The following is a 22,523-nucleotide window of genomic DNA, read 5'->3' as shown; positions in this document are numbered from 1 at the left end:
TGAAATCAGGGATGCAAAGTAAATGGACTGGATCGGCGGAGCGATGATGCGTCGTTGCGCGCGATATGCCGCGCACACATGATCGAGCGCACGCTTCGCGATGCGCGGTTATCGCATCGACGTCGTGTTCAGGCGTGCACGGGAATGACTACGGCGCGCACCGTCCGCCAGGCGGCAGGACGGTGGCTCGGGAAAGCGAGACGCAGGCGTCCTGCCTGTCAGGCAGAAAAGCAACTCGGCGGGCGAGGACTTCGGATGCGCATGTTGCGTGCTCGGTGATGGATGGCGAACTCATTCTAGTGAGCGTATTCGCGGGCGCAAGTAAAAAGGTCGTAAAGGGACGTGAAGTACCCGCTACGTGCACGGCCGGAGATGCGTGCCGGTGCGGCAAGGTGTGCCCAGGAACGTGTAGTGTGCGCCGCCGCGGGCCCACAGCCATGCGCCTGCACGGTCGGCATGACCAGGAGAGGAACGTGCGCCGCGAATCAGCGTCCAGCCAGCATCCGGCCGCCAACGCCCATCAGCAGCAACCCGGCCGTCGTATCGAGCACGGCCTTGCGCCGGACCAGCAGCCTGCGTACGGAAGGGTGCGACGCAAGCAGCGCCATCGCGCAATACCACGCGGCGGAGATCGCGACCGACAGTGCGACGACTGCGAGATCGAGCCACGCGGGCGCATGGGCCGGCACCATCAGCGCGAAGATACTGCCGTAGAACGCGACGGATTTCGGGTTGGTCATGCTGACGACGTAGCCCTTTTTCGCGGCGTTCCAGTCGGACGCAGCAGCAGGCGCGGAAACGGGCAACGGCTTGCGCGCGGTCACGATCATTTTCAGGCCAAGCCAGATCAGGTACGCGGCGCCCGCGAGCCGCAGCGCGGTGTGGACCCACGCGACGTGCGTCACGAGCAGGCTCAGCCCGGCAATCGCGATCGCGGCCCACGTGCCGGACGCGGCGGCGAGGCCGAGCCCCGTCATCACGCCCGCGCGGCGCGACACGACGGCGGTCGACGTGACGATCACGAAGTTCGGGCCGGGGCTGGCGACGCTCAGCAGCTGGACGCCGGCGAGCGGGAGCAGGGTGTCGAGGAGAGTCGGCATGGGAGCGCTTCGGGGAGGATGAGCCGGCTTCATCTTACCCGAGCGAGGCGCCGCCACCACGCTTCGCACGTGGCGTGCGGCGGCGCCCTCCGGCCCATGAGGGCGCCATTCATGCATCCCGCTCGACGGCCAGCAGTGCCAGCAATCCGTTCACGTCGGTGCGCAACTCGAGCGCCCAGAGCGCGTCGAGTGCGCGCCGCGCCCGTTCCTCGGGCAGGAGCGACCCGACGTTGCGCAGGAACTTGCGCTCGGTATCGGGGCGCGACGTCGGTTGGCCGGGGAAGCCGGGCAACGTGTCGACTTCGCGTTCGAGCTTGCGTCCGTCGTCGAGCGTCACGGTGAGCCGATTCGGAATCGCGTGCGGTTGCATCGCGGTGAGGCGCGCATCCTCGGCGACCGTCGTGACGGCCATCAGCGCGCGGACGGCCGGGTCGCGCAGCGCAGCCGGCGTGTAGCTGTCGCGCGTGATCTCGCGGTCGAGCAGCGCACGCGCGACGACATAGGGCAGGCTGTGATCGGCCGTCTCGCGCGTCTCGGGCCGCCATTTCTCGGGATCGCGGCCGGCCGTCACGTAGCCCATGTATGTCGTGTCGATATGGATCGCGCGGATGCGTCCGAGGTCGCCGACCCGGGTCGCGAGGTCGATCGCGGCTGGAATCGCGGTCAGCGTGTAGCCCTGGGCCGGATAGGGCTTGATCGCGCACGCATCGATCCGGAAGGCGCGTCCCCGGCCGCCGAACGACGTGACGTCGAGCGCGAACGGGCCCGACACCTGCCGGAACAGTCCGGCTCGGCCTTCGAAGATCGGAGCGGGCCCGCTCACGCCTTCGCGGGCGAGTTGCGCGGCGAACACGCCGTCGCGCGCCGCGGATGCATCCGCGAGGCCTTTCCAGTCGGACAGCTGCTGCACGCGCGTCTGGTTCATCGCGAGATGGCCGCCGAGCGACAGGTTGACCGCCTGCTCCATCCGGTCGCGATCGAGCCGCATCAGCCTGCCTGCCGCCAGTGCGACGGCCGGCAGGCTGTAGACGGGATGGTCCCAGCCGCGGCTCGTGAGGTTTGCGGCGTCCAGCAGCCGGCAGTCGATCTCGTAGGCGAGCACGATCGAGAGCAGCAGGTCGCGTCCGCTTGCCTGCTCGGCTTCCGCCACCGCCAGGCATGGCGCGACGTTGTCGCTTGGATGGCCCGGTTCGAGGCCGACATACAGATCGTTGAAGTCTTCGTAGCGGAGGGCCGCGCCGTTGGCGAACGCCGCGAGGTCGGGTGTCGAGCGTTGTCGCGTGCCGATGAGCGTCGAGGGTCCCGTCACCGTCGTGGCGATGCGCCGGCACATTGCGACCGGCGGGGCATCGCGGGCGAGCATCGCGCAGCCGAGTGCATCGATCAGGTGCGCCTTCGCGGTTTCGATCGTCGTTGCGTCGAGTGCGTCCCAGGTCAGCGAGGCGGCATAGTCGGCCAATTGGCGCGCGATGGAGGGGGCCGCGGGCGCGGCACGGACGAGGGCGGGGCAAGCGGCGGCTGCGCCGAGCGCGGCGAGAAACGTTCTGCGATTCATCGTGCCTCCATGCGCGTCAGACGAGCCACAGCAGCGCGCAGCCGTAGACGAGCGCACCCAGCACGAACGTCAGCGCGGTATAGCCGAGCACCCGCTGCACACCGATGCCGGCCATCGCGACCACCGGTGCGACCCAGAACGGCTGCATCATGTTCGACACCTGTTCGCCCATCGCGACGGCCATCGTCGTCGCGGGCAGCGACGCGTGCAGTGCGACGGCGGCCGGCACCACGAACGGACCCTGCACGGCCCAGTGTCCGCCGCCGCTCGGGATCAGGAACGTGATCGCGAGCGAGCAGACATAGCTCCAGAACGGCAGCGTGTCGGCGGTTGCGATCGCGATGAAGCCGTGCGCGATGACACCCGGCAGGCCTGTTGCATCCATCAGCCCCATGATGCCGCCGTACAGCGGGTATTGAACCAGCAGCGACCCGGTTTGCGCGGTCGCCTGCTTGATCGCGCGCGCATAGGCGAGCGGATGGCCATGGAGCAGCACGCCCGCCGTGAGCATCGCGAGAATCACGACGTTGACGCCGGCCAGCGGAATGCGGCCCGCGTACGACAGCGCCAGTACCGACAGGCCGAACAGTCCGGCGAGGACGCTGAGTGCGCACGACTGCTCGAGCCACTGCGCCGGCGAGCGGCGCTCGCCGGCGCCGGATGCGCCGGATGCGGGCGCGGTGGGCGTTGCGTCCGGCTGCAGCGCTTCGGCGCGCGCCGGGTCGGGCATGAGCCAGACGAGCAGCGCGGGCGTCAGCACGAGCATCGCGAGCGTCGGAACCAGGTTGAAGCGCGTCAGCACGGTTTCGCTGAACGGCATCACGTGGCCGGTCAGTTTCTCGACGACGTTCATCGCGCTGCCGGGCGTCGATTGGGCAAGCGCGATCGAACTGGACAGCCCGCTCGCCCACACGACCCACCCCGAGAATCCGCACGCGACGATCCACGCGAAATCCACACGCAGGCGTTTCGCCACCTCGCGTGCCAGCAGCGCGCTGATCACGAGGCCGAATGCCCAGTTGACGAACGATGTGACGGCCACCGACAGAAATACCAGGGTTGCCGCCTGAGCGGGCGTACGCGCGAACGAGACGATCGCGCGGAACGCGCGCTGCACGAGCGGTGCGTGGGCCAGCGCATGTCCGGTTGCGAACACGAGCGCCATTTGCGCCGTGAACGTGAGGATATCGAAGAATCCCTTGGTCCACCCGGAGATCATTGCGGCAGGCGTCGCGCGCGGCGCGATCGCGACGGCCAACACGGCGACGAATGCGGTGATCAGCAGCGCGAGTACGAATGGATCGGGAATCGTGCGCTCGAACGCGCGAATCGTTGCGTCCGTCAGGCGGATGCGGACCGCACGAGGCGGGGAATCGGCGAGGCGCATGCATGTCTCCTGTTGGTGTTTGTCGTGTCGGCGATGCGTGCCGACGGTTCGTCGTCGCATCGGTGTGGCGGTCAGTCGGGGAAGTCGTACAGGCGGGCCGGATTGCGGACGAGGATTCGCTCGCGCAGGCGTTCGTCGGGCGCCCAGTCCGCGAGTTGATCGAACAGTCGAGCGTCGTCCGGCGCGGCGGATTCCGTCGCATGCGGCCAGTCGCTGCCCCATACCAGGCGCTCCGGCGCCGCGGCGACCCAAGCACGGGCGACCGCGTCGACGTCGGCGTACCGTCCTGACGCGCCGACGCGCGAATCGAGGTATGGCCCGGAAAGCTTGATCCAGGTCCTGCCCTGGTCGACGAGACGGCGCACGATCGCGAACGCGGGGTGCGACGTGCCGGCCGGTTGCGGCAGGCGCGCCATGTGGTCGAACACGATGGTCGACGGCAGGCGCATCAGCAGCGCCTCGTGCGCGACGATCTGGTCGGCCGTCCAGTGGAGCTGCACATGCCAGCCGAGCGCATGCACGCGCGCAGACAACGCCTCGACCATGTCGAAGCTCGTGGGGGCATGCTCGGGGCGATAGAGCGTGAACCGGATGCCGCGGATGCCGCCGTTGTGGAGCGCGCGCAATTCGGCGTCCGTCACGTCCGCGCGCACCACGCCGACGCCGCGCGTGCGGTCCGCACCGAGCTGCCGTATCGCATCGAGCGTCACGCTGTTGTCGGCTGCGTAGGCGCGCGGCGTGACGACGACGGCGCGCGTGGTGCCGAGCCTGGCCTGGATCGCGCGGCGATAGTCGTCCGCCGTCGCATGCGCGTAGACCTGGGCGCCGGGTTCGGACGGGAAGCGGCGGTCGAAGACATGGAGGTGCGCGTCGCACGCATGCGGTGGCGCGGCGCGCACCGGCCGGGTCGTCGCTTCGGCCGCCGCGGCGCCGGATGCATGCGTGTGCGATGTGCTCGCGGCGGCGAGCGAGGCGAGGAACGTACGTCTTCTCATGGCGTCTCCGGGTGAGTCTTGTCGTTCGGCCGGCGCGCTGCTGGCAGGCAGGCGCTTCAGCGAATGGCGCCGCGACGCCGCAGCTCGATGCGCCGTTCGTCATCGTAGCCGTGCTCGGCGAGCACGTCGTCCGAGTGCTCGCCGAGCGCCGGTGCGCCGAACGGATCGGGGCCCGGCGTGCGCTCGAACGCGATTGGCCGGCAGAAGCCGCGATAGCGGCCGGCCGCCGGATGGTCGAATTCGGCGACGAGCCGTTCCGCGTCGACTTGCGGATCGTCGAACATGTCTTCGATCTCGCGTACCGCGGCGCATGGCACCTCGTCGCCGAACACGGTTTCCCATTCGCGCGCGGTGCGGGCCAGCAGCGCGGCGCGCAGCAGCGGGACGAGTTCGTCGTGGGCGGCGGCACGCTTGCGTACGGTGTCGTAGCGCGGATCGTCGGCGAGCGCGGGCAGGCCGACCTTCACGCACAACGCGCACCAGAAATGCGGCGTGTTCGCGGACAGGTAGAGATAACCGTCGCGGGTCGGATGCAGGCCCGTGATGCCGCCGGAACGCATGTCGCGCCCGACGTCGCGCGGCTCGTCTTCTGCCCAGACGAGCCGCGCCGACTGCATCGCGAGCGCGGCGCGCAGCAGCGAGATACCCACGTATTGCCCGGTACCGCTGCGGGTCCGCTCGTACAGCGCGGACGCGACGCCGGCCGCGACGAGGGACGCCGCGTAATAGTCGACGACCGAGCCGTACACGATTGACGGCGGCGCGCCGGCTTCACCCTGCAGCGCGCAGATGCCGGTCATCGCCTGCAGAACCTGATCGTAGCCGGCCTTGTCCTTCAGCGGGCCCGAGTCGCCGTAGCCGGTGACTGCGCAGTAAACGAGGCGCGGATTGTGTTCGCGGAGCCGCGCGTAATCGATGCCGAGCCGCGCGGGGACGGCTGGCCGGAAATTGTGGACCAGCACGTCGGCGTCGCGCACGAGTTCGAGCAGCACCTCGCGCCCGGCCGGCTGCTTGAGATCGAGCACGATCCCGCGCTTGCCGCGATTGACGCCGAGGAACGCGCGGCTCTGCGTATCCAGCGTCGATGGATAGTTGCGCAGGTTGTCGCCGGCAGGCGGCTCGATCTTGATCACGTCGGCGCCCTGGTCGGCCAGCAACGTGCAGCCGTAGGGGCCGGCGATGTACGCGCTCAGGTCGAGCACGCGGATGCCGGCGAGCGGGCCGGCGCCGGCCCGGCCACGATCGGCCGTGTGCGGGGCGGGTGCGTGCGAATCGGGTGCGGCGGGAGCGTCGATGAAGTGTCGGGTCATGGCGCGATGCGTGCGGGTTGCGGGGCGATGCCGGGCGGCGGGATCAGGCCGAGCGCGAGCGCCTCGTCGACGATCGCGCGGGCGCGCGCGACGAACGGCGCGTCGACCATCCGGCCGTCCACCACGTATGCGCCGCGGCCGTCGGCGACGGCAAGCCGATCCGCGTCGAGCACGCGCAGCGCCGCGCCGATTTCGTCGAGGGTCGGCCGGAACACGTCGTTGGCGATGCCGATCTGTGTCGGATGGATGCAGCTCTTGCCCGCGAAGCCGAGCCGACGCGCCAGCGCGGCCTCGGCGCGGAAACCGTCGGCGTCGCCGATATCGGCGAACGCCGCGTCGTACGCGGGGATGCCCGCTTCGCCCGCGGCAACACGTACGGCGAGCATCACGGGCACGAGGGCGGCGGTTTCGCGGCGGTCGATGCCGAGCGGTTCGAACAGGTCGGCGAGGCCGAGCTGCAAGCCGATCACGCGCGGATCGGCTGTCGCGAGTTCAGTTGCGAGCCGCAGCGCGCGCGGCGTCTCGATGTTGATGAGGAGCCCGATCGGCGTCGTGACGCCGTTGCGGCGCTCGGCCTGTGCGAGCGCGGCTGCCGCAGCGCGTACGTCGTTCGCGTCGCGGGGCTTCGGCAGGTTGACGATCGCGACGCCGGGGCGCGCGACTGCGTCGAGATCGGCATCGAAACCGCGCGTGCCGAGTGCGTTCACGCGCACCACGATGGTTTTTCCGGCCGGCAGCGGCCGGTCGAGCCGCGCGCGCAACGCAGCGCGCGCGGCATCCTTGCGGTCTTCGGCGACCGCATCCTCAAGGTCGAACGAAACGGCGTCGGCCGGGCCGTTCAACGCCTTGTCGAAGAGGTCGGGGCGGGAGCCCGGAACGAACAGTTTGCTTTTCATGCGGCCAGTATAGAAATCCCGCTACACTGGATGAATACAGGTTTGATTCATTCAAACGATAGAAAAACTATCTTTATGGATATCGTGTTCCTCAAGAGCTTCGTGCTCGTCGCGGACACCGGCTCGATGGCGCAAGCCGCCCGCCGGCTCGACCTCACGCCTGCCGCGGTCGCGTTGCAGATGCGGGTGCTGGAGCGGGAACTGGGTACGACGCTGCTCGCGCGCGCGGGCCGCTCGGTGCGGCCGACCGAGGCCGGCTACCGCGTGCTCGAACGTGCGCGCGGGCTCGTCCGCGAGTTCGACGACCTGAAGTCGGTCGCGGCCGACGATGCGCAGCTGTCCGGGGAATTGCGTCTCGGCGCGATCAATACCGCGCTGCACAGCATCCTGCCCGATGTGCTGGCGCAGTTCGCGACCCGGCATCCGCGGCTGAAGGTGCTGATTCAGTCCGGCACGTCGGCGGAGCTGTACGAATCCGTGCGGCGGGGCGATCACGATGCGGCCGTCTGCCTGCATCCGAGTTTCGCGCTGCCGAAAAGCATGGTGTGGGAACTGCTGCGCATCGAGCCGCTCGTCGTGCTGGCGCCGCAGGATCTCGCCGCGCGCGATGCGCACGACCTGCTGCGCAACGAGCCGCTGATTCGCTATGACCGGAGTCTCGGCGGCGGCAAGCAGGCCGACCGCTATTTGCGCGATCACGGGATCGATCCGCACGAGCGCTTCGAGATCAATTCGCTGCTGGCGATCGCGATGATGGTCGAGCGCGGGCTGGGCGTGTCGCTGGTACCGGACATCGCGTCGCCGCTCGCGGAGCGGCTGAGGATCGTCCGGCTCGCGTTGCCGAAGCCGACCGAGCCGCGGCGTTTCGGCATACTCTGGCGCCGAGGCTCGGCACGCGAGAGCGCGATTCGCGAATGGCTCGCGATCTGCCGCCGGATGGTGCAGCGTCGCTGAGCCGCCGGCGGCCGCGCAGATGGCGACAGAATGAAAAAACGCGCGGCGACAGGTGTCGCCGCGCGTGGTGTGTCACGTGACGTGCCGGCGAACCGGCGCGCGCATGGCGCCGCTCAGAAATCGAACCCCGGCCCGCCCGCACCCGGGCCGCCCGGGCCGGCGACCGGCGCTGCATCCTTCGGCGCTTCGAACACGGTCGCATCGGTCGTCAGCAGCAGCCCGGCCACCGACGCCGCGTTCTGCAACGCCGTGCGCGTGACCTTGGTCGGATCGAGCACGCCCGATTCGACGAGGTCGCCATATTCGCCCGTCTGCGCGTTGTAGCCGAAGTTGCCCGCGCCTTCCGCGACCTTCGCGACGACGACGCTCGCTTCCTCGCCCGCATTCGTGACGATCTGGCGCAGCGGTTCCTCGAGCGCGCGCAGCACGATCTTGATGCCGGCATCCTGATCGGCATTCACGCCTTTCAGTTCGCGGATCGCCTGGCGCACGCGAATGAGCGCAACGCCGCCGCCCGGCACGATGCCTTCCTCGACGGCCGCGCGCGTCGCGTGCAGCGCGTCGTCGACGCGGTCCTTTTTCTCCTTCACTTCGATTTCGGTCGCGCCGCCGACCTTGATCACCGCGACGCCGCCCGCGAGCTTCGCGACGCGTTCCTGCAGCTTCTCGCGATCGTAATCCGACGTCGCTTCGTCGATCTGCACGCGGATCTGCTTCACGCGTGCCTCGATGTTCTTCGCATCGCCCGCGCCGTCGATCACGGTCGTGTTTTCCTTGCCGACCTCGATGCGCTTCGCCTGGCCAAGCTCGGCGAGCGTCGCCTTTTCGAGCGTCAGTCCCGTTTCCTCGGCGATCACCTGCCCGCCGGTGAGGATCGCGATATCCTCGAGCAGCGCCTTGCGGCGATCGCCGAAGCCCGGCGCCTTGACCGCGACCGTCTTCAGGATCCCGCGGATGTTGTTCACGACGAGCGTCGCGAGCGCTTCGCCTTCGACGTCTTCCGCGATGATCAGCAGCGGGCGACCCGACTTCGCGACCTGTTCGAGCACCGGCAGCAGGTCGCGGATGTTCGAGATCTTCTTGTCGTGCAGCAGGATGTACGGACTTTCGATCTCGGCGACCTGCTTCTCCGGATTGTTGATGAAGTACGGCGACAGGTAGCCGCGATCGAACTGCAGCCCTTCGACGACGTCGAGCTCGTCGGCGAGCGACTTGCCGTCCTCGACGGTGATCACGCCTTCCTTGCCGACGCGGTCGATCGCTTCGGCGATGCGCTGCCCGATCGATTCCTCGCCGTTCGCGGAGATCGTCGCGACCTGCGCGATTTCCTTGCTCGTGGTGGTCGGCTTGCTGATCTTCTTCAGCTCCTCGACGGCCGCTGCGACGGCCTTGTCGATGCCGCGCTTCAGGTCGAGCGGGTTGAGCCCGGCCGCCACGTATTTCTGGCCTTCGCGAACGATCGCCTGCGCGAGCACGGTGGCCGTCGTCGTGCCGTCGCCGGCAGCGTCGCTGGTGCGCGACGCGACTTCCTTCACGAGCTGCGCGCCGATGTTCTGCAGCTTGTCCGCGAGTTCGATTTCCTTCGCGACCGACACGCCGTCCTTCGTGACGACGGGCGCGCCGAAGCTGCGTTCGAGCACGACGTTGCGGCCCTTCGGCCCGAGCGTGACCTTCACTGCGTTCGCGAGAATGTTCACGCCTTCGGTCAGCTTCGACCGTGCGATGTCACTGAAAATGATTTCCTTGGCTGCCATGATTGCGCTCCGTTATTGATTGACGACCGCGACGATGTCTTCCTCGCGCAGCACGAGAAACTCGTTGCCGTCCACTTTGACGGCCTGGCCCGCGTATTTGCCGAACAGCACGCGCTCGCCGACCTGCAGGTCGAGCACGATGCGCTGGCCGTCCGCATCCTTGCGGCCGGGGCCGACGGCGATTACTTCGCCCTGGTCGGGCTTTTCGGCGGCGCTGTCGGGGATCACGATGCCCGACGCGGTGGTGGTTTCCTGGTCGAGTCGCTTCACGATCACGCGGTCGTGCAAGGGGCGTAGGCTCATTTTTTCATCCTGTGCTGTTCGGTCCGGATTGGCTGGCACTCTTTAACAGAGAGTGCTGACGAGTATAAAAATGCGCGGCGGCGCGATCCAATAACGGATTCGGAAAAGCATTTGCGCGGATGCGCTATGGACGGAAGATGGGCGCGGCAAGCCGTCAGATCAGCAGCGATACCGTGCGGAACAGCGCGAGATCCTCCTTGCTGGCGGATCTCGCATGCCGGCGGATCACCTGCAGCAGGCACTCGATAAAGCAGCGCGCGGCGTCGCTCAGCGTGCTGCTGCGGCGCGTGACGATCCCGAGGTCGCGCGGCTCGAACGTCTCCTTCAACGGCAAGGCGCGCATCCGTTCGCCGAACGGGTGCACGGCCGCGAGAATCGTCGGGCACCACGTGCACATGTCGGCCTGTTCGAGCATCGTCTGCAACATGGCGACCGACTGTGCGCGAACGATGCGCCGCTCGTCGATCCGTGCGCCGTGGCGCGTGAACAGATAGTCGACGAGCGCGGCCTGCCCGTCGGCCGCGAAATTCAGCACCCAGTCGTTGTCGAGCAGGTCGTGAATCGACCGCGCGCGTTCGAGCGGATGGCCGGCACGCACCATGACCGACGTCTCGTAGCGCAGCATCGGTTCGCAGGCGAATTCCTGCGTGCCGCCCGGCGGCACATGCCCGAGCGCGAAATCCATGCTGCCGTCGCGCAGCAGCGGCTGGGCGACGGCGATCAGCGCTTCGTGGAGTTCGAGTCGCACGTCGGGCATCCGCTCGCGAAACCGCAGAACCGTCTCCGCGAGAAACGTCGTCGCGAGCCACGGCGTGACGCCGATGCTCAGCCGGCCCTCGATGCGGCCGCGCATCCGTTCGAGATCGCTCTGCGCGTGTTCGAGCTGCTTCAATACGAGTTTCGCGTGCGTGAGCAGCGTCTTTCCGTATTCGGTGAAGCCGATCCCTTCCGGCGCGCGCACGAGCAGCGGCAGGCGCTCGCTCGCTTCCAGTTCGCGCAGCGCGCGCGTGACGGCTGCCTGCGACAGCCCGAGCGCACGCGCCGCGCCGCGAATGCTGCCGGCCTCCGCGCTCGCGACGAGGGCCTGCAACTGATGCAGTTTCATGCTGCTCATGGCGTGATACCCGACAACGAAAGGTTGTCATCATAACGAAAGCGCGGCTGTTCGAAGGGATTTCCGCTGCATACGATTCGGCCACGATTGGTCATCGGAGCAATCGGCAACCGGAACGTGCAAAGGAGAATCGGGGTTGGAACAAAATCCTATCCAGCCGGAAATGGCCGCCATTGAAGCGGAGATGATCGCGCTGCGCCACCGGCTTCACGCGCATCCGGAACTCGGCTTCGAAGAGCATGCGACGAGCGATCTCGTCGCTGGCTTGCTGACAACATGGGGTTATCAGGTCACACGAGGAATCGGCGGCACGGGCGTGATCGGCACGTTGACGCGCGGCGCCGGGAAACGACTCGGGTTGCGTGCCGACATGGACGCGCTGCCGATCCAGGAGACGACCGCGCTGCCGCATGCCAGCCGACACGACGGCGTGATGCACGCATGCGGCCACGACGGTCATACGGCGATGCTGCTTGCGGCGGCCCGCTGTCTTGCCGGGCGGGCGCGCTTCACCGGCACGTTGAACCTGATTTTTCAGCCGGCGGAAGAAGGGCTCGGCGGCGCGAAGCGGATGATCGACGACGGACTGTTCACGCGATTTCCGTGCGATGCGGTATTCGCGATGCACAACGTACCGGGCTTGCCGGCCGGTGTTCTCGGCTTCTGCGACGGCCCGGCGATGGCGTCGGCCGACGAGGTGCGCGTGCGCGTGATCGGGCGCGGCGGGCATGGCGCCGCGCCGCACACGGCGGTCGATCCGGTGGTCGTGTGCGCATCGATCGTGATGGCGCTGCAGACGGTCGTGTCGCGCAACGTGAATCCGCAGGATCTCGCGATCGTGTCCGCCGGCTCGATTCATGCCGGTACCGCGTCGAACGTGATCCCGTCGTACGCGGAACTGGCACTCAGCGTGCGTGCGCTGTCCCCGGACGTACGCGCGCTGCTCGAACGATGCATTCGCGCGATCGTGCACGGGCAGGCTGCGAGCTACGGCGCAACGGCCGAAATCGATTATCGGTACGGTTATCCGGTGCTCGTCAATCATGCGGCGGAAACGGCATTTGCGCGCGACGTGGCCCGCGAATGGGGCGGCGATGCAGCGCTGATTCCGCACATGCGGCCGATCGCGGCAAGCGAGGATTTCGCGTTCATGCTCGACGTCTGCCCCGGCAGCTACCTGTCGATCGGCAATGGCGTCGGCAACGGCGACGGTGCGACCGGTTGCGGGCTGCACCATCCCGGCTACGACTTCAACGACGCCTGCCTCGCGACGGGCGCGAGCTACTGGGTCGCGCTGGCGGAGCGGTATCTCGGGTGACGTCAGCTACGCGACGAACCGGCGCCTGACGCGCCGGACGATTTCGATTCATGCTTCACACAAGGAGACAGGCAATGAAACAGTGGATGGCGGTACTCGCGGTGGCGCTGGCGACAGGGACGGCGCACGCCGGCGACTGGACCGGCAAGGAGATCCGGCTCGGGGTCGATCCGACCTACCCGCCGCTCGAATACAAGCTGCCCGACGGCACGTTGACGGGGTTCGGGATCGACATCACGAATGCCATGTGCGCGGAACTGCATGCACGTTGCGTGTGGGTCGAGTCGAGCTTCGACGGGATGATTCCCGGCCTGCTCGCGCGCAAGTTCGACGTGATTGCGTCGTCGATGACGATCACGCCGAAGCGGATGCAGCAGATCGCCTTCACGAACCGCATCTCGAATGCGCCGGCTCGGCTGATCGCGCACAAGGGTTCGCCGCTGCTGCCGACGGCCGATGCGCTGAAAGGCAAGCGCGTGGGCGTCGAGCAGGGTTCCGCGCAAGCCGATTACGCGATCGCGAACTGGCAGCCGGCGGGCGTACAGATCGTGTCTTACCAGAATCAGGATCAGGTCTATGCCGATCTCGTGTCGGGGCGACTCGACGCGGCGTTTCAGGCGTCGATCGCGGCCAGTGACGGCTTTCTGAAGAAACCGCAGGGCAAGGACTACATGTTCGTCGGCGCACCGATCGGCGACGTGAAGTATTTCGGGCAGGGCGACGGGCTCGGCCTGCGCAAGCAGGATAACGACCTGCGCGACGCCTTCAACCGCGCGCTGGCGACGATCCTCGCGAACGGCACGTACCGGAAGATCAACCAGAAGTACTTCGACTTCGACATCTACGGCACGAAGTAACCGGATCGAAACCGGCGTATGCGAAGAAATGAAAATATAAATAAGGAAACCGAATGAATTGGAGATCGTTTTTCGTCGCGATTCCGGCGCTGTGCGCAGCACCGGCGTTCGCGCAGGGCAGTGTCACGCTTTACGGCCTGGTCGATGCGGGCATCGACTATACGAACAACGTCGGCGGCCACGGCGCATGGCAGATGGCGAGCGGCTTCGCACAAGGAAGCCGCTGGGGGCTGAAGGGTACCGAAGATCTGGGCGGCGGATACAACGCCGTGTTCCAGATCGAAAGCGGCTTCAACGTGAACAACGGCACGCTCGCACAGGGCGGACGCATGTTCGGGCGGCAAGCGTACGTGGGACTGGGCAGCACGCGCTACGGCACGCTGACGCTCGGTCGGCAATACGATTCGGTGGTCGACTATCTCGCACCGACGACCGCCAACGGCAGCTGGGGCGTCTATCCGTTCTCGCACCCGCTCGACAACGACAATACGGGCAACACGTTTCGTGTCAACAATACGGTCAAGTACGCGAGCCCGGATTTCTCGGGCTTCTCGTTCGGCGGCACGTACAGCTTCAGCAATGACACGGGTTTCGCGAACAATCGCCAGTGGAGCGTCGGCGCGCAGTACGAGCGGGGCGGCTTGCTCGTCGGCGCGGCCTTCCTGAACGCGGACAACCCGGGCGCGACATCGGGCGGCGGGATCGCGGGTTCCGGATCGGTCGGCGCCGATGCGAACTTCGTGTCGGCGCGGCTGCGGATCTTCGGTGCGGGCGTCAACTACACGGCGGGGCCCGCGACAGTCGGGTTCGCCTACACGAACAGCAACGTCACGCGGCCCACGGCGAACGTCGGGTACCTGTTCGGCGACGAGACGATCGAACCGTCGACCGGGCCGCTCGCAGGCGGCACGGTGACGTCGATCAAGTACCAGAACTTCGAAGTGAACGGGAAGTACCAGTTCACGCCGGCCCTGTTCGTCGGCGCGCAGTACGTGTACACGACGGTGCGTTACGACGCGACGACGGGCGCGGCGAAGCCGAAGATCCATTCGATCGGCCTGATGGCCGACTACAACCTGTCGAAGCGCACGGACGTCTACCTGATGGGCGCGTACCAGCGGATCGCCGGCGATGCGACCGGTTCGTCGCTGGATCAGGCGTACGTCCCCGGCGCGGCCGACTTGTCATCGAACGGGAAGCAGTTGATGGTCCATGCGGGGATCCGGCACAAGTTCTGACGGACCCGGGCCGGAAGGCGGCGGACGGCAGCCCGCCGCCTTGTTCGATTACTGCGCGACGCGAATCACGACCTTGCCGAAATGTTGCCCCGACTGCAGGTACGCATACGCCTGCGGCGCTTCGTCGAAACCGGGCACGCGATCGACCACCGGCTTGATCCGCTTTGCGTCGACGCGCTGGTCGACGAGATTCCGGCCATGCTGGCGTCCGGCGACGCCGATGGCGAGCGCGTACCGCGGCGCGGCGCTCACGCTTCGTAGCGACACGGCACGTTCGGTTGGCGCGGCGTATGATCACCCGCACAACGAACCGGCGGGGGTACGCTGTCATGAACAGGAAGCTGCAGGTCTTGATCGTCATCGGCATCGTCGTGACCGTGCTGAACGTCGTGTATCACCTGATCCGTCGATGATGCGCCGGCCCGCGCGCGACCCCGGCGCGAACGGGGCGGACGCTCGCCAGGCAACGCAAGGCGCACGCGCATGACAGCGGTCGATCCCCCGGCGGCTGCGCGACAACCCGGCTGGCTGCGCTTCGCGCCCGCGCTGTTCCTGCTGCTGTGGGCCAGCGGCTTCGTGTTCCTGAAGCTCGGCCTGCGCTATGCCGATCCGCTCACGTTCCTTGCATTGCGCTATGCGTGCGTCGTGGCGTTGCTCGCCGGTCCGTTCCTGTGGTTGCGCCCGCCGTTGCCGCGCACGCGGCGCGCATGGCGCGATCTCGTCGTCGTCGGGCTGCTGCTGCAGGCTGGCTATTTCGCGTTCACGTACCTGAGCCTGAAGCTCGGCATGTCGGCCGGCGCGGTCGCGCTCGTCACGTCGCAGCAGCCGATCCTCGTCGGGCTGCTCGCGCCGATGATCGCCGGCGAACGCGTCGGCGCGCTGCGCTGGCTCGGGCTCGCGCTCGGCGCCGCGGGCGCGGTGCTCGTGATCCTCGCGCGCTCGTCGGTCGACGTTGCTTCGCCGTGGGCGCTGGCCTTTGCGTTGCTTGCGCTTGCGTGCATCACCGGCGGCACGCTGTGGGAAAAGCGTTTCGGCACCGACGTTCATCCGGTCACCGCGAACCTCGTGCAGTACGCGGTCGGCCTGGCCGTCACCGCGCCGCTCGCGTTCGCGCTCGAACCGATGCACGTTGAATGGACGGCCGGCCTCGCCGGGTCGCTGGCGTACCTCGTCATCTGCAACTCGCTGATCGCGATCTCGCTGCTGCTCGCGATGGTGCGCTACGGCGAGGCGTCGCGTGTGTCGGCGCTGTTCTTCCTGATTCCTCCCGCGACCGCGCTGATCGCGCTGGTGGCGCTCGGCGAGACGATCGGCGTGCTCGCATGGCCCGGCATGGCGCTCGCGGCGGCCGGGCTGTTTCTCGTGATGCGCTACTGAACGCACGCACCCGGCGACGTCTCACATATCGAGAAGACATCCCGATAATTGACGCGAATTTAACTGGCCTCCTAGACTGGCTTGCATGACGCCGCGCCGCGCGCGAGACGATCCAGGAGACATGCCGATGAATGCCGCCTCCCCGCAGTTGCACGCCGCGACGATGCGGCGCCTGAACCTGCGCCTGATTCCGTTCCTGATGCTGCTGTACCTCGTCGCGTACATCGACCGCTCGAACATCTCGGTCGCGGCGCTGCAGATGAACGCCGACCTCGGCCTCAGCGCCGAAATGTACGGGCTCGGCGCGGGGCTGTTCTACGTGACGTACATCCTCTTCGAGGTGCCGAGCAACCTGTTCCTCGCGCGCGTCGGCGCGCGCCGCTGGATCGCGCGGATCATGATCACGTGGGGCATCGTCGCGGCCGCGATGAGCGCCGTTCATACGCCAGGGCAGCTCTATGCGATGCGCCTGCTGCTCGGTGCGGCCGAAGCGGGTTTCACGCCGGGCATCATCTACTACCTGTCCGCGTGGTACCCGCAGAGCGATCGGGCGCGCGCGATGTCATTCTTCTACATCGGCGCGACGCTCGCCTCGGTGATCGGGCTGCCACTGTCCGGCGCGCTGCTGAACCTGAACGGCGTGCTCGGCATCGAAGGCTGGCGCTGGCTGTTCCTGCTCGAAGGCGTGCCCGCGCTGCTGCTCGGGTTCGTCGTGCTGCGCCGCCTGCCGGACACGCCCGCGCATGCGCGCTGGCTGCCGGCCGACGAGCGCGCGTGGCTCGAAGCGACGCTGCGCGACAGCGCGCCGCGCGAACACCTGTCGCACGGCGTCGCACTGCGGCGTGCGTTCGGCGACGGCAAGGTGTGGGCGCTCGCCGCGTTCTGGCTGCTGCAGGCGTTCGGCACGATCGGCCTCACGCTGTTCCTGCCGCTGCTCGTGAAGAGCCTGTCGGGGCAGTCGAGCTTCACGGTCGGCAGCCTGTCCGCGCTGCCGTTCCTGTTCGCGTGCGTCGCGATGTATCTGAACGGCCGCCATTCGGATCTCGGCGGCGAACGCGCGCTGCATCTCGGCGTGCCGATGCTGCTGGCCGGCACGCTGCTGGTCGCGGCGATCCATACGCCGGTGCTGCCGGTCGCGTATGCGCTGCTCGTGCTCGCAGTCGGTTTCAACTGGGCCGCGACACCGGTGTTCTGGGCCGTCACGACCGAATACGTGTCGGGCCTCACGGCCGCCGCATCGATCGCGCTGATCAATGCGGTCGCGAACATCGCCGGGCTCGCGCTGCCGCCGGTGATGGGGCGGATCAAGGACGTCACGCATTCGTACGATCTCGCGCTGCTGCTCGTCGCGGTCGCATTGCTGGCGGGCGGTGTGCTTGCATGGCGGATCGCATCGCGGCGCGCGATGCATATTCCCGCACCCCGTTAGCATGTGACGAATCCGACTTTGGGCGCCGCGCGGGCGACGCTAAGATCGCCGATCCCGTAGATCGAGCGTCAACAATAATGAAAAAGTCCGCTTCGCCGTTGCATGCTTTCCGTTTCCGTGTCGTCTGCGCCGCGATCGCCGGCGCGGTGTCGCTCGCCTCGTGCGGCGGCGTCGACAGCGATTCGCCGCCGCCGCAGGCCAATACGACGCCGCCGCAGGCCGCGAAACGTCCGAACATCCTGTACATCATGGCCGACGACCTCGGCTATTCCGACATCCATGCGTTCGGCGGCGAGATCAACACGCCGAACCTCGACGCGCTCGTCGCATCGGGCCGCATCCTGTCGAACCACCACACGGGCACCGTCTGCGCGATCACGCGCGCGATGCTGGTGTCCGGCACCGATCACCATCTCGTCGGCGAAGGCACGATGGGCGTGCCGACCGACGAGCGGCGCGGGCTGCCCGGCTACGAGGGCTACCTGAACGATCGCGCGCTGTCGTTCGCGCAACTGCTGAAGGACGCCGGCTACCACACGTATATCGCGGGCAAGTGGCACATCGGCTCGGGGATCGTCGGCAGCGCGACGGGCAGCGGGCAGACGCCTGACCAGTGGGGCTTCGAGCGCAGCTACGTGCTGCTCGGCGGCGCGGCGACGAATCACTTCGCGCACGAACCGGCCGGCTCATCGAACTACACGGAAGACGGCCGCTACGTGCAGCCTGGCCAGCCCGGGCAACCGGGCGGTACGGGCGGCAGCCCGGCCGTGTTCTATTCGACCGATTTCTATACGCAGAAGCTGATCTCCTACATCGATTCGAACCAGCGCGACGGCAAGCCGTTCTTCGCCTACGCGGCCTACACGTCGCCGCACTGGCCGCTGCAGGTGCCCGACCCCTGGCTGCACAAGTACGCGGGCGTATACGACGCCGGTTACGACGCGATCCGCAACGCGCGGATCGCGCGGCAGAAGGCGCTCGGCCTGATTCCCGCCGACTTCAAGCCGTTCGACGGCCTGCCCGAAACGACGGTCGCGTCGCCCGCGACCGCGAACAACGGCGCCGCGAACGCGAAATACATCAGCGCCGTGCATTCGGCTGCGGACGGCTACAGCGATTACGGTGCAGGCAAGGTCGACAAGCTGTGGTCGAGCCTGTCGCCGGCGGAGCGAAAGGCCCAGGCGCGCTACATGGAGATCTACGCGGGGATGGTCGAGAACCTCGACTACAACATCGGCCTGCTGATCCAGCACCTGAAGGACATCGGCGAATACGACAACACGTTCATCATGTTCCAGTCGGACAACGGTGCGGAAGGCTGGCCCATCGACGGCGGCGCGGACCCGACGGCGACCGACACCGCGAACGGGCAGGATCCGACCTATTCGACGCTCGGCACCGACAACGGCAAGCAGAACGCGCAGCGCCTGCAGTACGGGCTGCGCTGGGCCGAAGTGAGCGCGTCGCCGTTCCGGCTCACGAAGGGCTATTCGGCCGAAGGCGGCGTGTCGACACCGACGATCGTGCGGTTGCCTGGCCAGTCGCAGCAGTTGCCGACGCTGCGCGCATTCACGCACGTGACCGACAACACGGCGACGTTCCTCGCGGTCGCGGGCGTCACGCCGCCGTCGCAGCCGGCGCCACCGCTCGTCAATACCCTGACGGGCGTCGACCAGAACAAGGGCAAGGTGATCTACAACAACCGCTACGTGTATCCGGTCACGGGCCAGTCGCTGCTGCCGGTGCTCACGGGCTCGGCGACGGGCGAAGTGCACACGACGCCGTTCGGCGACGAAGCGTACGGCCGCGCCTACCTGCGCAGCGCCGACGGCCGCTGGAAGGCGTTGTGGACCGAGCCGCCGCTCGGGCCGCTCGACGGTCATTGGCAACTGTACGACCTCGCGTCGGATCGCGGCGAGACGACCGACGTGTCGGCGCAGAACCCGTCGGTGATCGGCACGCTCGTCGACCAGTGGAAGACCTACATGAGCAACGTCGGCGGTGTCGAGCCGCTGCGTCCGCGCGGCTACTACTGATCGCGGGGACGACACGATGCAGTTCCGCTTCTGGACGACCGGCGCGGCGCTCGCCGCCACGCTGTTCGCCGCCGCGTTCGCGGTGGGCTATGCGAATTCGGCGGCGCCGGCAGGCGGCGCATTCGACGACCTGAATCGCGGCCGCGCGCTTGCGCCGCTCGGTTCGGAACGCCAGTGCGAACGCTACTCGGGGCTGCCCGCGAAGTGGCGCGACGACCCGCAGGCCGGGATGGTGCACCTGCGCGGCGGCGCGTTCGTGTTCGGCAGCACGCGCGGCTATGCGGACGAGCGGCCGGTCGGCGACGGCCGCGCGCGCGTCGGCGGCTTCTGGATCGACCAGACCGACGTGACGATCGCGCAGTTCGCCGCCTTCGTGCAGGCGACCGGCTATGTGACCGAGGCCGAGCAGCAGGGCGGCGCGGCGGTGTTCCACGTGCCGACGCGCGACGAGATGAATGCGCGCGACCTCGCGTGGTGGTCGTGGGTGAAGGGTGCGTCGTGGCGTCATCCGCGCGGGCCGGGCAGCGACGTCGACGGGCTCGGCAACCTGCCCGTCACGCTCGTCACGCAGCGCGACGCGTTCGCGTATGCGCACTGGCTCGGCCGTGATCTGCCGACCGAAGCGGAATGGGAATACGCGGGCAAGGCCGGCCGCGACGATGCGTCGCTCGATGCGGCGCCGCGCGATGCGCAGGGCAAGCCGGCGGCGAACTACTGGCAGGGCGCGTTCCCGGTGCTCGACACGGCCGAGGACGGTCATGCGGGGCTCGCGCCCGTCGGTTGCTACGCGGCGAACGGCTTCCGGCTCTACGACATGATCGGCAACGCATGGGAATGGACGAAGGACGCGTATACGGGCCCGCATCAGTCGCACACGAACGGCGACACGGCGGCCGTCGCACCGCCGACACGCCGGCACGATACGCCGATGGTCATCAAGGGCGGCTCGTTCCTGTGCTCGCGCGATTACTGCGTGCGCTATCGCGCGTCGTCGCGCGAACAGCAGGAAGCCGATCTCGGTGCGTCGCACATCGGCTTTCGCACGATTCTGAGGGATGCGTCATGACGAAGGGCTTCGTGCGATTCGCTTCCGTGTGGTTGCTGGCCGCGTGCGGTGTCGTGCAGCAGGGAGCGGCGGTGGCGGCCGACACCGTTGTACCGGCGGTGCGCGTCGGCGTCACGCGCGGCGTGCATGCGCAGATCCTGGACGAAGTGAGGCGGGTTGCCGCCACGCGAGGATTGGGTATCGATGTCGTCGAATTCGACGATGGGTCACATATCGACACGGCGCTGGCCGATGGCCGGATCGACGCGGCCAGCTTCGAGGATGCGCAGCAGCTTGCCGCGACGCGCACGCAGAAGCGCTACGCACTGACCGACGTCGCGCCGACCGTCACGCTGCCGATGGCGTTTTATTCGCGCAAGCTGAAAAGCCTGAACGCGTTGCAACCGGGCGCGACGGTCGCGCTTCCCGCCGATCCGCGCGGAATGGCACGCGCGCTCGTGCTGCTGCAGAACGACACGGTGGTGACGTTGCGCGAGAAGGCCGGGTTGCACGCGACGCTGCGCGACGTGACCGGAAACCGGCTTGGACTGAAACTTGTCGCGCTGCGCCGTGACCGGCTTTACGCGGCGCTCGATACGGCCGCGTTCGTCGCGATCGACAGCGACGATGCCGCCCGCGCGGGGCTGCAACCCGCGCGCGACAGCATCAGCCTCGAGGATGCCCGCTCGCCGTATGCGAATGTGCTGACGGTGCGCGACGCCGATCGCGCGAAACCGTGGGTCGCGCAGCTCGTCGCCGCGTATCACTCGGACGACGTCGCGCGCTTCATCCTCACGCGCTACCAGGATTCGGTGCGGCGGCCGTGGTAGAGACGTATGTGCTTGCGTGCAATGCATGCGGACGCTGCTGCAACAGCGCGCCGACGCTGTCGTTGCGCGAACTGTTCCGGCATCGGCATCGCTTCGTCGGCGCGCTGACGATCCGTCGCGTGCCGAAGCGGCGGATCGGCGAACGCTGGCGTGCGGGCGGGCACGAGCATGCGCTCGATGCGGATGATGTCGCGGCATCCGAGGCGCTGGCCGACCGGCTGTTCCATCGCATCGGCGGCGCGAATGGCGAATGGGTAGCGCTGACGCTGCAGGGTTACGACTATCCGTCGCTCGGCCGTTGTGCGGCGCTCGCCGACGACGGCCGCTGCAGTGTGCACGCGGAGAAACCGTCGATCTGCGGCGCGGTGCCGCTCGATCCGATGTTGCCTGACCGGTTGCAGTCGCGTGTGCTTGCCGCACGGCGTGACGAAACGGCATGGCTGGGCGCGAACTGCATCGTCGAGGCGGGAGCCGCGCGGCCTTCTCTCGAATCTTCCTTTCCGATTCCGCTGGTAACGGCCGGGCAGGTCGCGGATCGCGCGGCGCTCGACGCGCATCGCGATGCGCTCGCTTTCGAGCGCGCGGTGTGGCGCGATGCGGTGTTCGCGTCGTTGACCGACGGCGGGCAGGACGTGCGCCATGCGTTGTCGCGGCTCGCACCGGGCGGTTACCTGAGCGTGTCGATCGTTCCCGTGCTGCTGACCGTCGCGTCGGTTTCCGCGCATTGCCGCGCGCTGTGCGCCGACTTCATCGACGCGCAACTCGCGTTGATCGGCGCGAACGTCGACGCGGCGCTCGCACGTCGACGCGTCGACGACCGGCCAGCGACGCGCGAGTTGCGCGGCTTCGCGCAGGCGCTCGAACGTGCGCGGCATGCGCTTGCGGCGATGCCGGCGCCGGCGGCCGGTGCGCGTGAAGACGCGTCATGCATCGACGCATGGCTCGACACCGATCCGCTCACCGCGTAACGAACGTGGCACGCCGTGCGTGCCGTACACTTGGCGCTCTTTCAACCGACTTCGATG

Annotated in this window: 20 protein-coding genes and 1 pseudogene; 11 read left to right on the top strand and 10 right to left on the bottom strand. The window is 67.8% G+C overall.

Going from position 1 to position 22,523, the window contains the following annotated elements:
- Window positions 1–485: 485 nt before the first annotated feature.
- From HWX87_RS34275 to HWX87_RS34250, 6 genes are all read right to left on the bottom strand, one after another.
- Entirely contained in the window at window positions 486–1,100 is a 615-nt protein-coding gene (locus HWX87_RS34275; protein ID WP_176051301.1) for a LysE family transporter, read from the bottom strand.
- Window positions 1,101–1,209: 109 nt separating this feature from the next.
- Window positions 1,210–2,655, bottom strand: a complete 1,446-nt coding sequence (locus HWX87_RS34270; protein ID WP_176051300.1) for an MmgE/PrpD family protein — start codon at window positions 2,653–2,655, stop codon at window positions 1,210–1,212.
- A 16-nt stretch (window positions 2,656–2,671) separates the two neighbouring features.
- Window positions 2,672–4,042 (bottom strand): TIGR00366 family protein, encoded by a 1,371-nt coding sequence (locus HWX87_RS34265; protein ID WP_176051299.1) that lies wholly within the window; start codon window positions 4,040–4,042, stop codon window positions 2,672–2,674.
- Window positions 4,043–4,113: 71 nt separating this feature from the next.
- Window positions 4,114–5,037, bottom strand: coding sequence for an amidohydrolase family protein (locus HWX87_RS34260; RefSeq protein WP_176051298.1), 924 nt, complete (start codon window positions 5,035–5,037; stop codon window positions 4,114–4,116).
- 56 nt (window positions 5,038–5,093) lie between these two features.
- Window positions 5,094–6,347, bottom strand: a complete 1,254-nt coding sequence (locus HWX87_RS34255) for a CoA transferase (RefSeq protein WP_176051297.1) — start codon at window positions 6,345–6,347, stop codon at window positions 5,094–5,096.
- Window positions 6,344–7,243: a CoA ester lyase gene (locus HWX87_RS34250; protein ID WP_176051296.1), complete on the bottom strand. Its 900-nt coding sequence runs from the start codon at window positions 7,241–7,243 to the stop codon at window positions 6,344–6,346. Before HWX87_RS34250 ends, HWX87_RS34255 begins: the two co-directional genes overlap by 4 nt.
- A gap of 75 nt (window positions 7,244–7,318) precedes the next feature.
- Between HWX87_RS34250 and HWX87_RS34245 the strand changes: the two genes are divergently transcribed.
- A complete protein-coding gene (locus HWX87_RS34245; RefSeq protein WP_176051295.1) occupies window positions 7,319–8,197 on the top strand; it encodes a LysR family transcriptional regulator in 879 nt (292 codons plus the stop codon).
- A gap of 113 nt (window positions 8,198–8,310) precedes the next feature.
- Here HWX87_RS34245 and groL read toward each other — a convergent pair whose 3' ends face one another.
- The 3 genes from groL to HWX87_RS34230 form a co-directional block, all read right to left on the bottom strand.
- The gene (gene groL, locus HWX87_RS34240; RefSeq protein ID WP_176051294.1) at window positions 8,311–9,951 is read right to left on the bottom strand and encodes a chaperonin GroEL; all 1,641 of its coding nucleotides are present in this window, start codon (window positions 9,949–9,951) and stop codon (window positions 8,311–8,313) included.
- 12 nt (window positions 9,952–9,963) lie between these two features.
- A complete protein-coding gene (groES, locus tag HWX87_RS34235; RefSeq protein ID WP_048248265.1) occupies window positions 9,964–10,254 on the bottom strand; it encodes a co-chaperone GroES in 291 nt (96 codons plus the stop codon).
- Between the two features lie 154 nt (window positions 10,255–10,408).
- Window positions 10,409–11,368 carry a LysR substrate-binding domain-containing protein gene (locus HWX87_RS34230; protein ID WP_176051293.1) on the bottom strand — a complete coding sequence of 320 codons (960 nt, stop codon included), beginning with the start codon at window positions 11,366–11,368 and terminating at the stop codon, window positions 10,409–10,411.
- 184 nt (window positions 11,369–11,552) lie between these two features.
- Between HWX87_RS34230 and HWX87_RS34225 the strand changes: the two genes are divergently transcribed.
- From HWX87_RS34225 to HWX87_RS34215, 3 genes are all read left to right on the top strand, one after another.
- On the top strand, window positions 11,553–12,686 hold the full coding sequence (locus tag HWX87_RS34225) for a M20 aminoacylase family protein (protein ID WP_176051346.1): 1,134 nt from the start codon (window positions 11,553–11,555) through the stop codon (window positions 12,684–12,686).
- Between the two features lie 74 nt (window positions 12,687–12,760).
- Window positions 12,761–13,543 carry an ABC transporter substrate-binding protein gene (locus HWX87_RS34220; RefSeq protein ID WP_176051292.1) on the top strand — a complete coding sequence of 261 codons (783 nt, stop codon included), beginning with the start codon at window positions 12,761–12,763 and terminating at the stop codon, window positions 13,541–13,543.
- Between the two features lie 53 nt (window positions 13,544–13,596).
- On the top strand, window positions 13,597–14,781 hold the full coding sequence (locus tag HWX87_RS34215) for a porin (RefSeq protein WP_176051291.1): 1,185 nt from the start codon (window positions 13,597–13,599) through the stop codon (window positions 14,779–14,781).
- A 48-nt stretch (window positions 14,782–14,829) separates the two neighbouring features.
- Here HWX87_RS34215 and HWX87_RS34210 read toward each other — a convergent pair.
- Window positions 14,830–14,976 (bottom strand): annotated as a pseudogene (locus HWX87_RS34210) (zinc-binding dehydrogenase); the annotation flags it as partial.
- 95 nt (window positions 14,977–15,071) lie between these two features.
- Here HWX87_RS34210 and HWX87_RS38270 point away from each other — a divergent pair.
- The 7 genes from HWX87_RS38270 to HWX87_RS34180 all read left to right on the top strand — a co-directional run bounded on the left by HWX87_RS38270 (window position 15,072) and on the right by HWX87_RS34180 (window position 22,466).
- Entirely contained in the window at window positions 15,072–15,194 is a 123-nt protein-coding gene (locus HWX87_RS38270) for a hypothetical protein (protein WP_279612990.1), read from the top strand.
- Window positions 15,195–15,264: 70 nt separating this feature from the next.
- Window positions 15,265–16,158: a DMT family transporter gene (locus HWX87_RS34205; protein WP_176051290.1), complete on the top strand. Its 894-nt coding sequence runs from the start codon at window positions 15,265–15,267 to the stop codon at window positions 16,156–16,158.
- Window positions 16,159–16,285: 127 nt separating this feature from the next.
- Window positions 16,286–17,587 (top strand): MFS transporter, encoded by a 1,302-nt coding sequence (locus HWX87_RS34200; RefSeq protein ID WP_176051289.1) that lies wholly within the window; start codon window positions 16,286–16,288, stop codon window positions 17,585–17,587.
- 77 nt (window positions 17,588–17,664) lie between these two features.
- Window positions 17,665–19,623, top strand: a complete 1,959-nt coding sequence (locus HWX87_RS34195) for an arylsulfatase (RefSeq protein ID WP_176051288.1) — start codon at window positions 17,665–17,667, stop codon at window positions 19,621–19,623.
- A 16-nt stretch (window positions 19,624–19,639) separates the two neighbouring features.
- A complete protein-coding gene (locus tag HWX87_RS34190; RefSeq protein ID WP_176051287.1) occupies window positions 19,640–20,689 on the top strand; it encodes a formylglycine-generating enzyme family protein in 1,050 nt (349 codons plus the stop codon).
- Complete coding sequence (locus HWX87_RS34185; protein WP_176051286.1) at window positions 20,686–21,498, top strand: MetQ/NlpA family lipoprotein; 813 nt, start codon at window positions 20,686–20,688, stop codon at window positions 21,496–21,498. The genes HWX87_RS34190 and HWX87_RS34185 overlap by 4 nt, the downstream gene beginning before the upstream one ends.
- Complete coding sequence (locus HWX87_RS34180; protein WP_176051285.1) at window positions 21,492–22,466, top strand: YkgJ family cysteine cluster protein; 975 nt, start codon at window positions 21,492–21,494, stop codon at window positions 22,464–22,466. Before HWX87_RS34185 ends, HWX87_RS34180 begins: the two co-directional genes overlap by 7 nt.
- Window positions 22,467–22,523 lie beyond the last annotated feature (57 nt).

The organism is Burkholderia sp. BCC1644, from assembly GCF_902833225.1.
Lineage (GTDB): Bacteria > Pseudomonadota > Gammaproteobacteria > Burkholderiales > Burkholderiaceae > Burkholderia.
The sequence above is the reverse complement of the archived record's forward strand: the minus strand, read 5'-3'. Positions and strand labels throughout refer to the sequence as shown.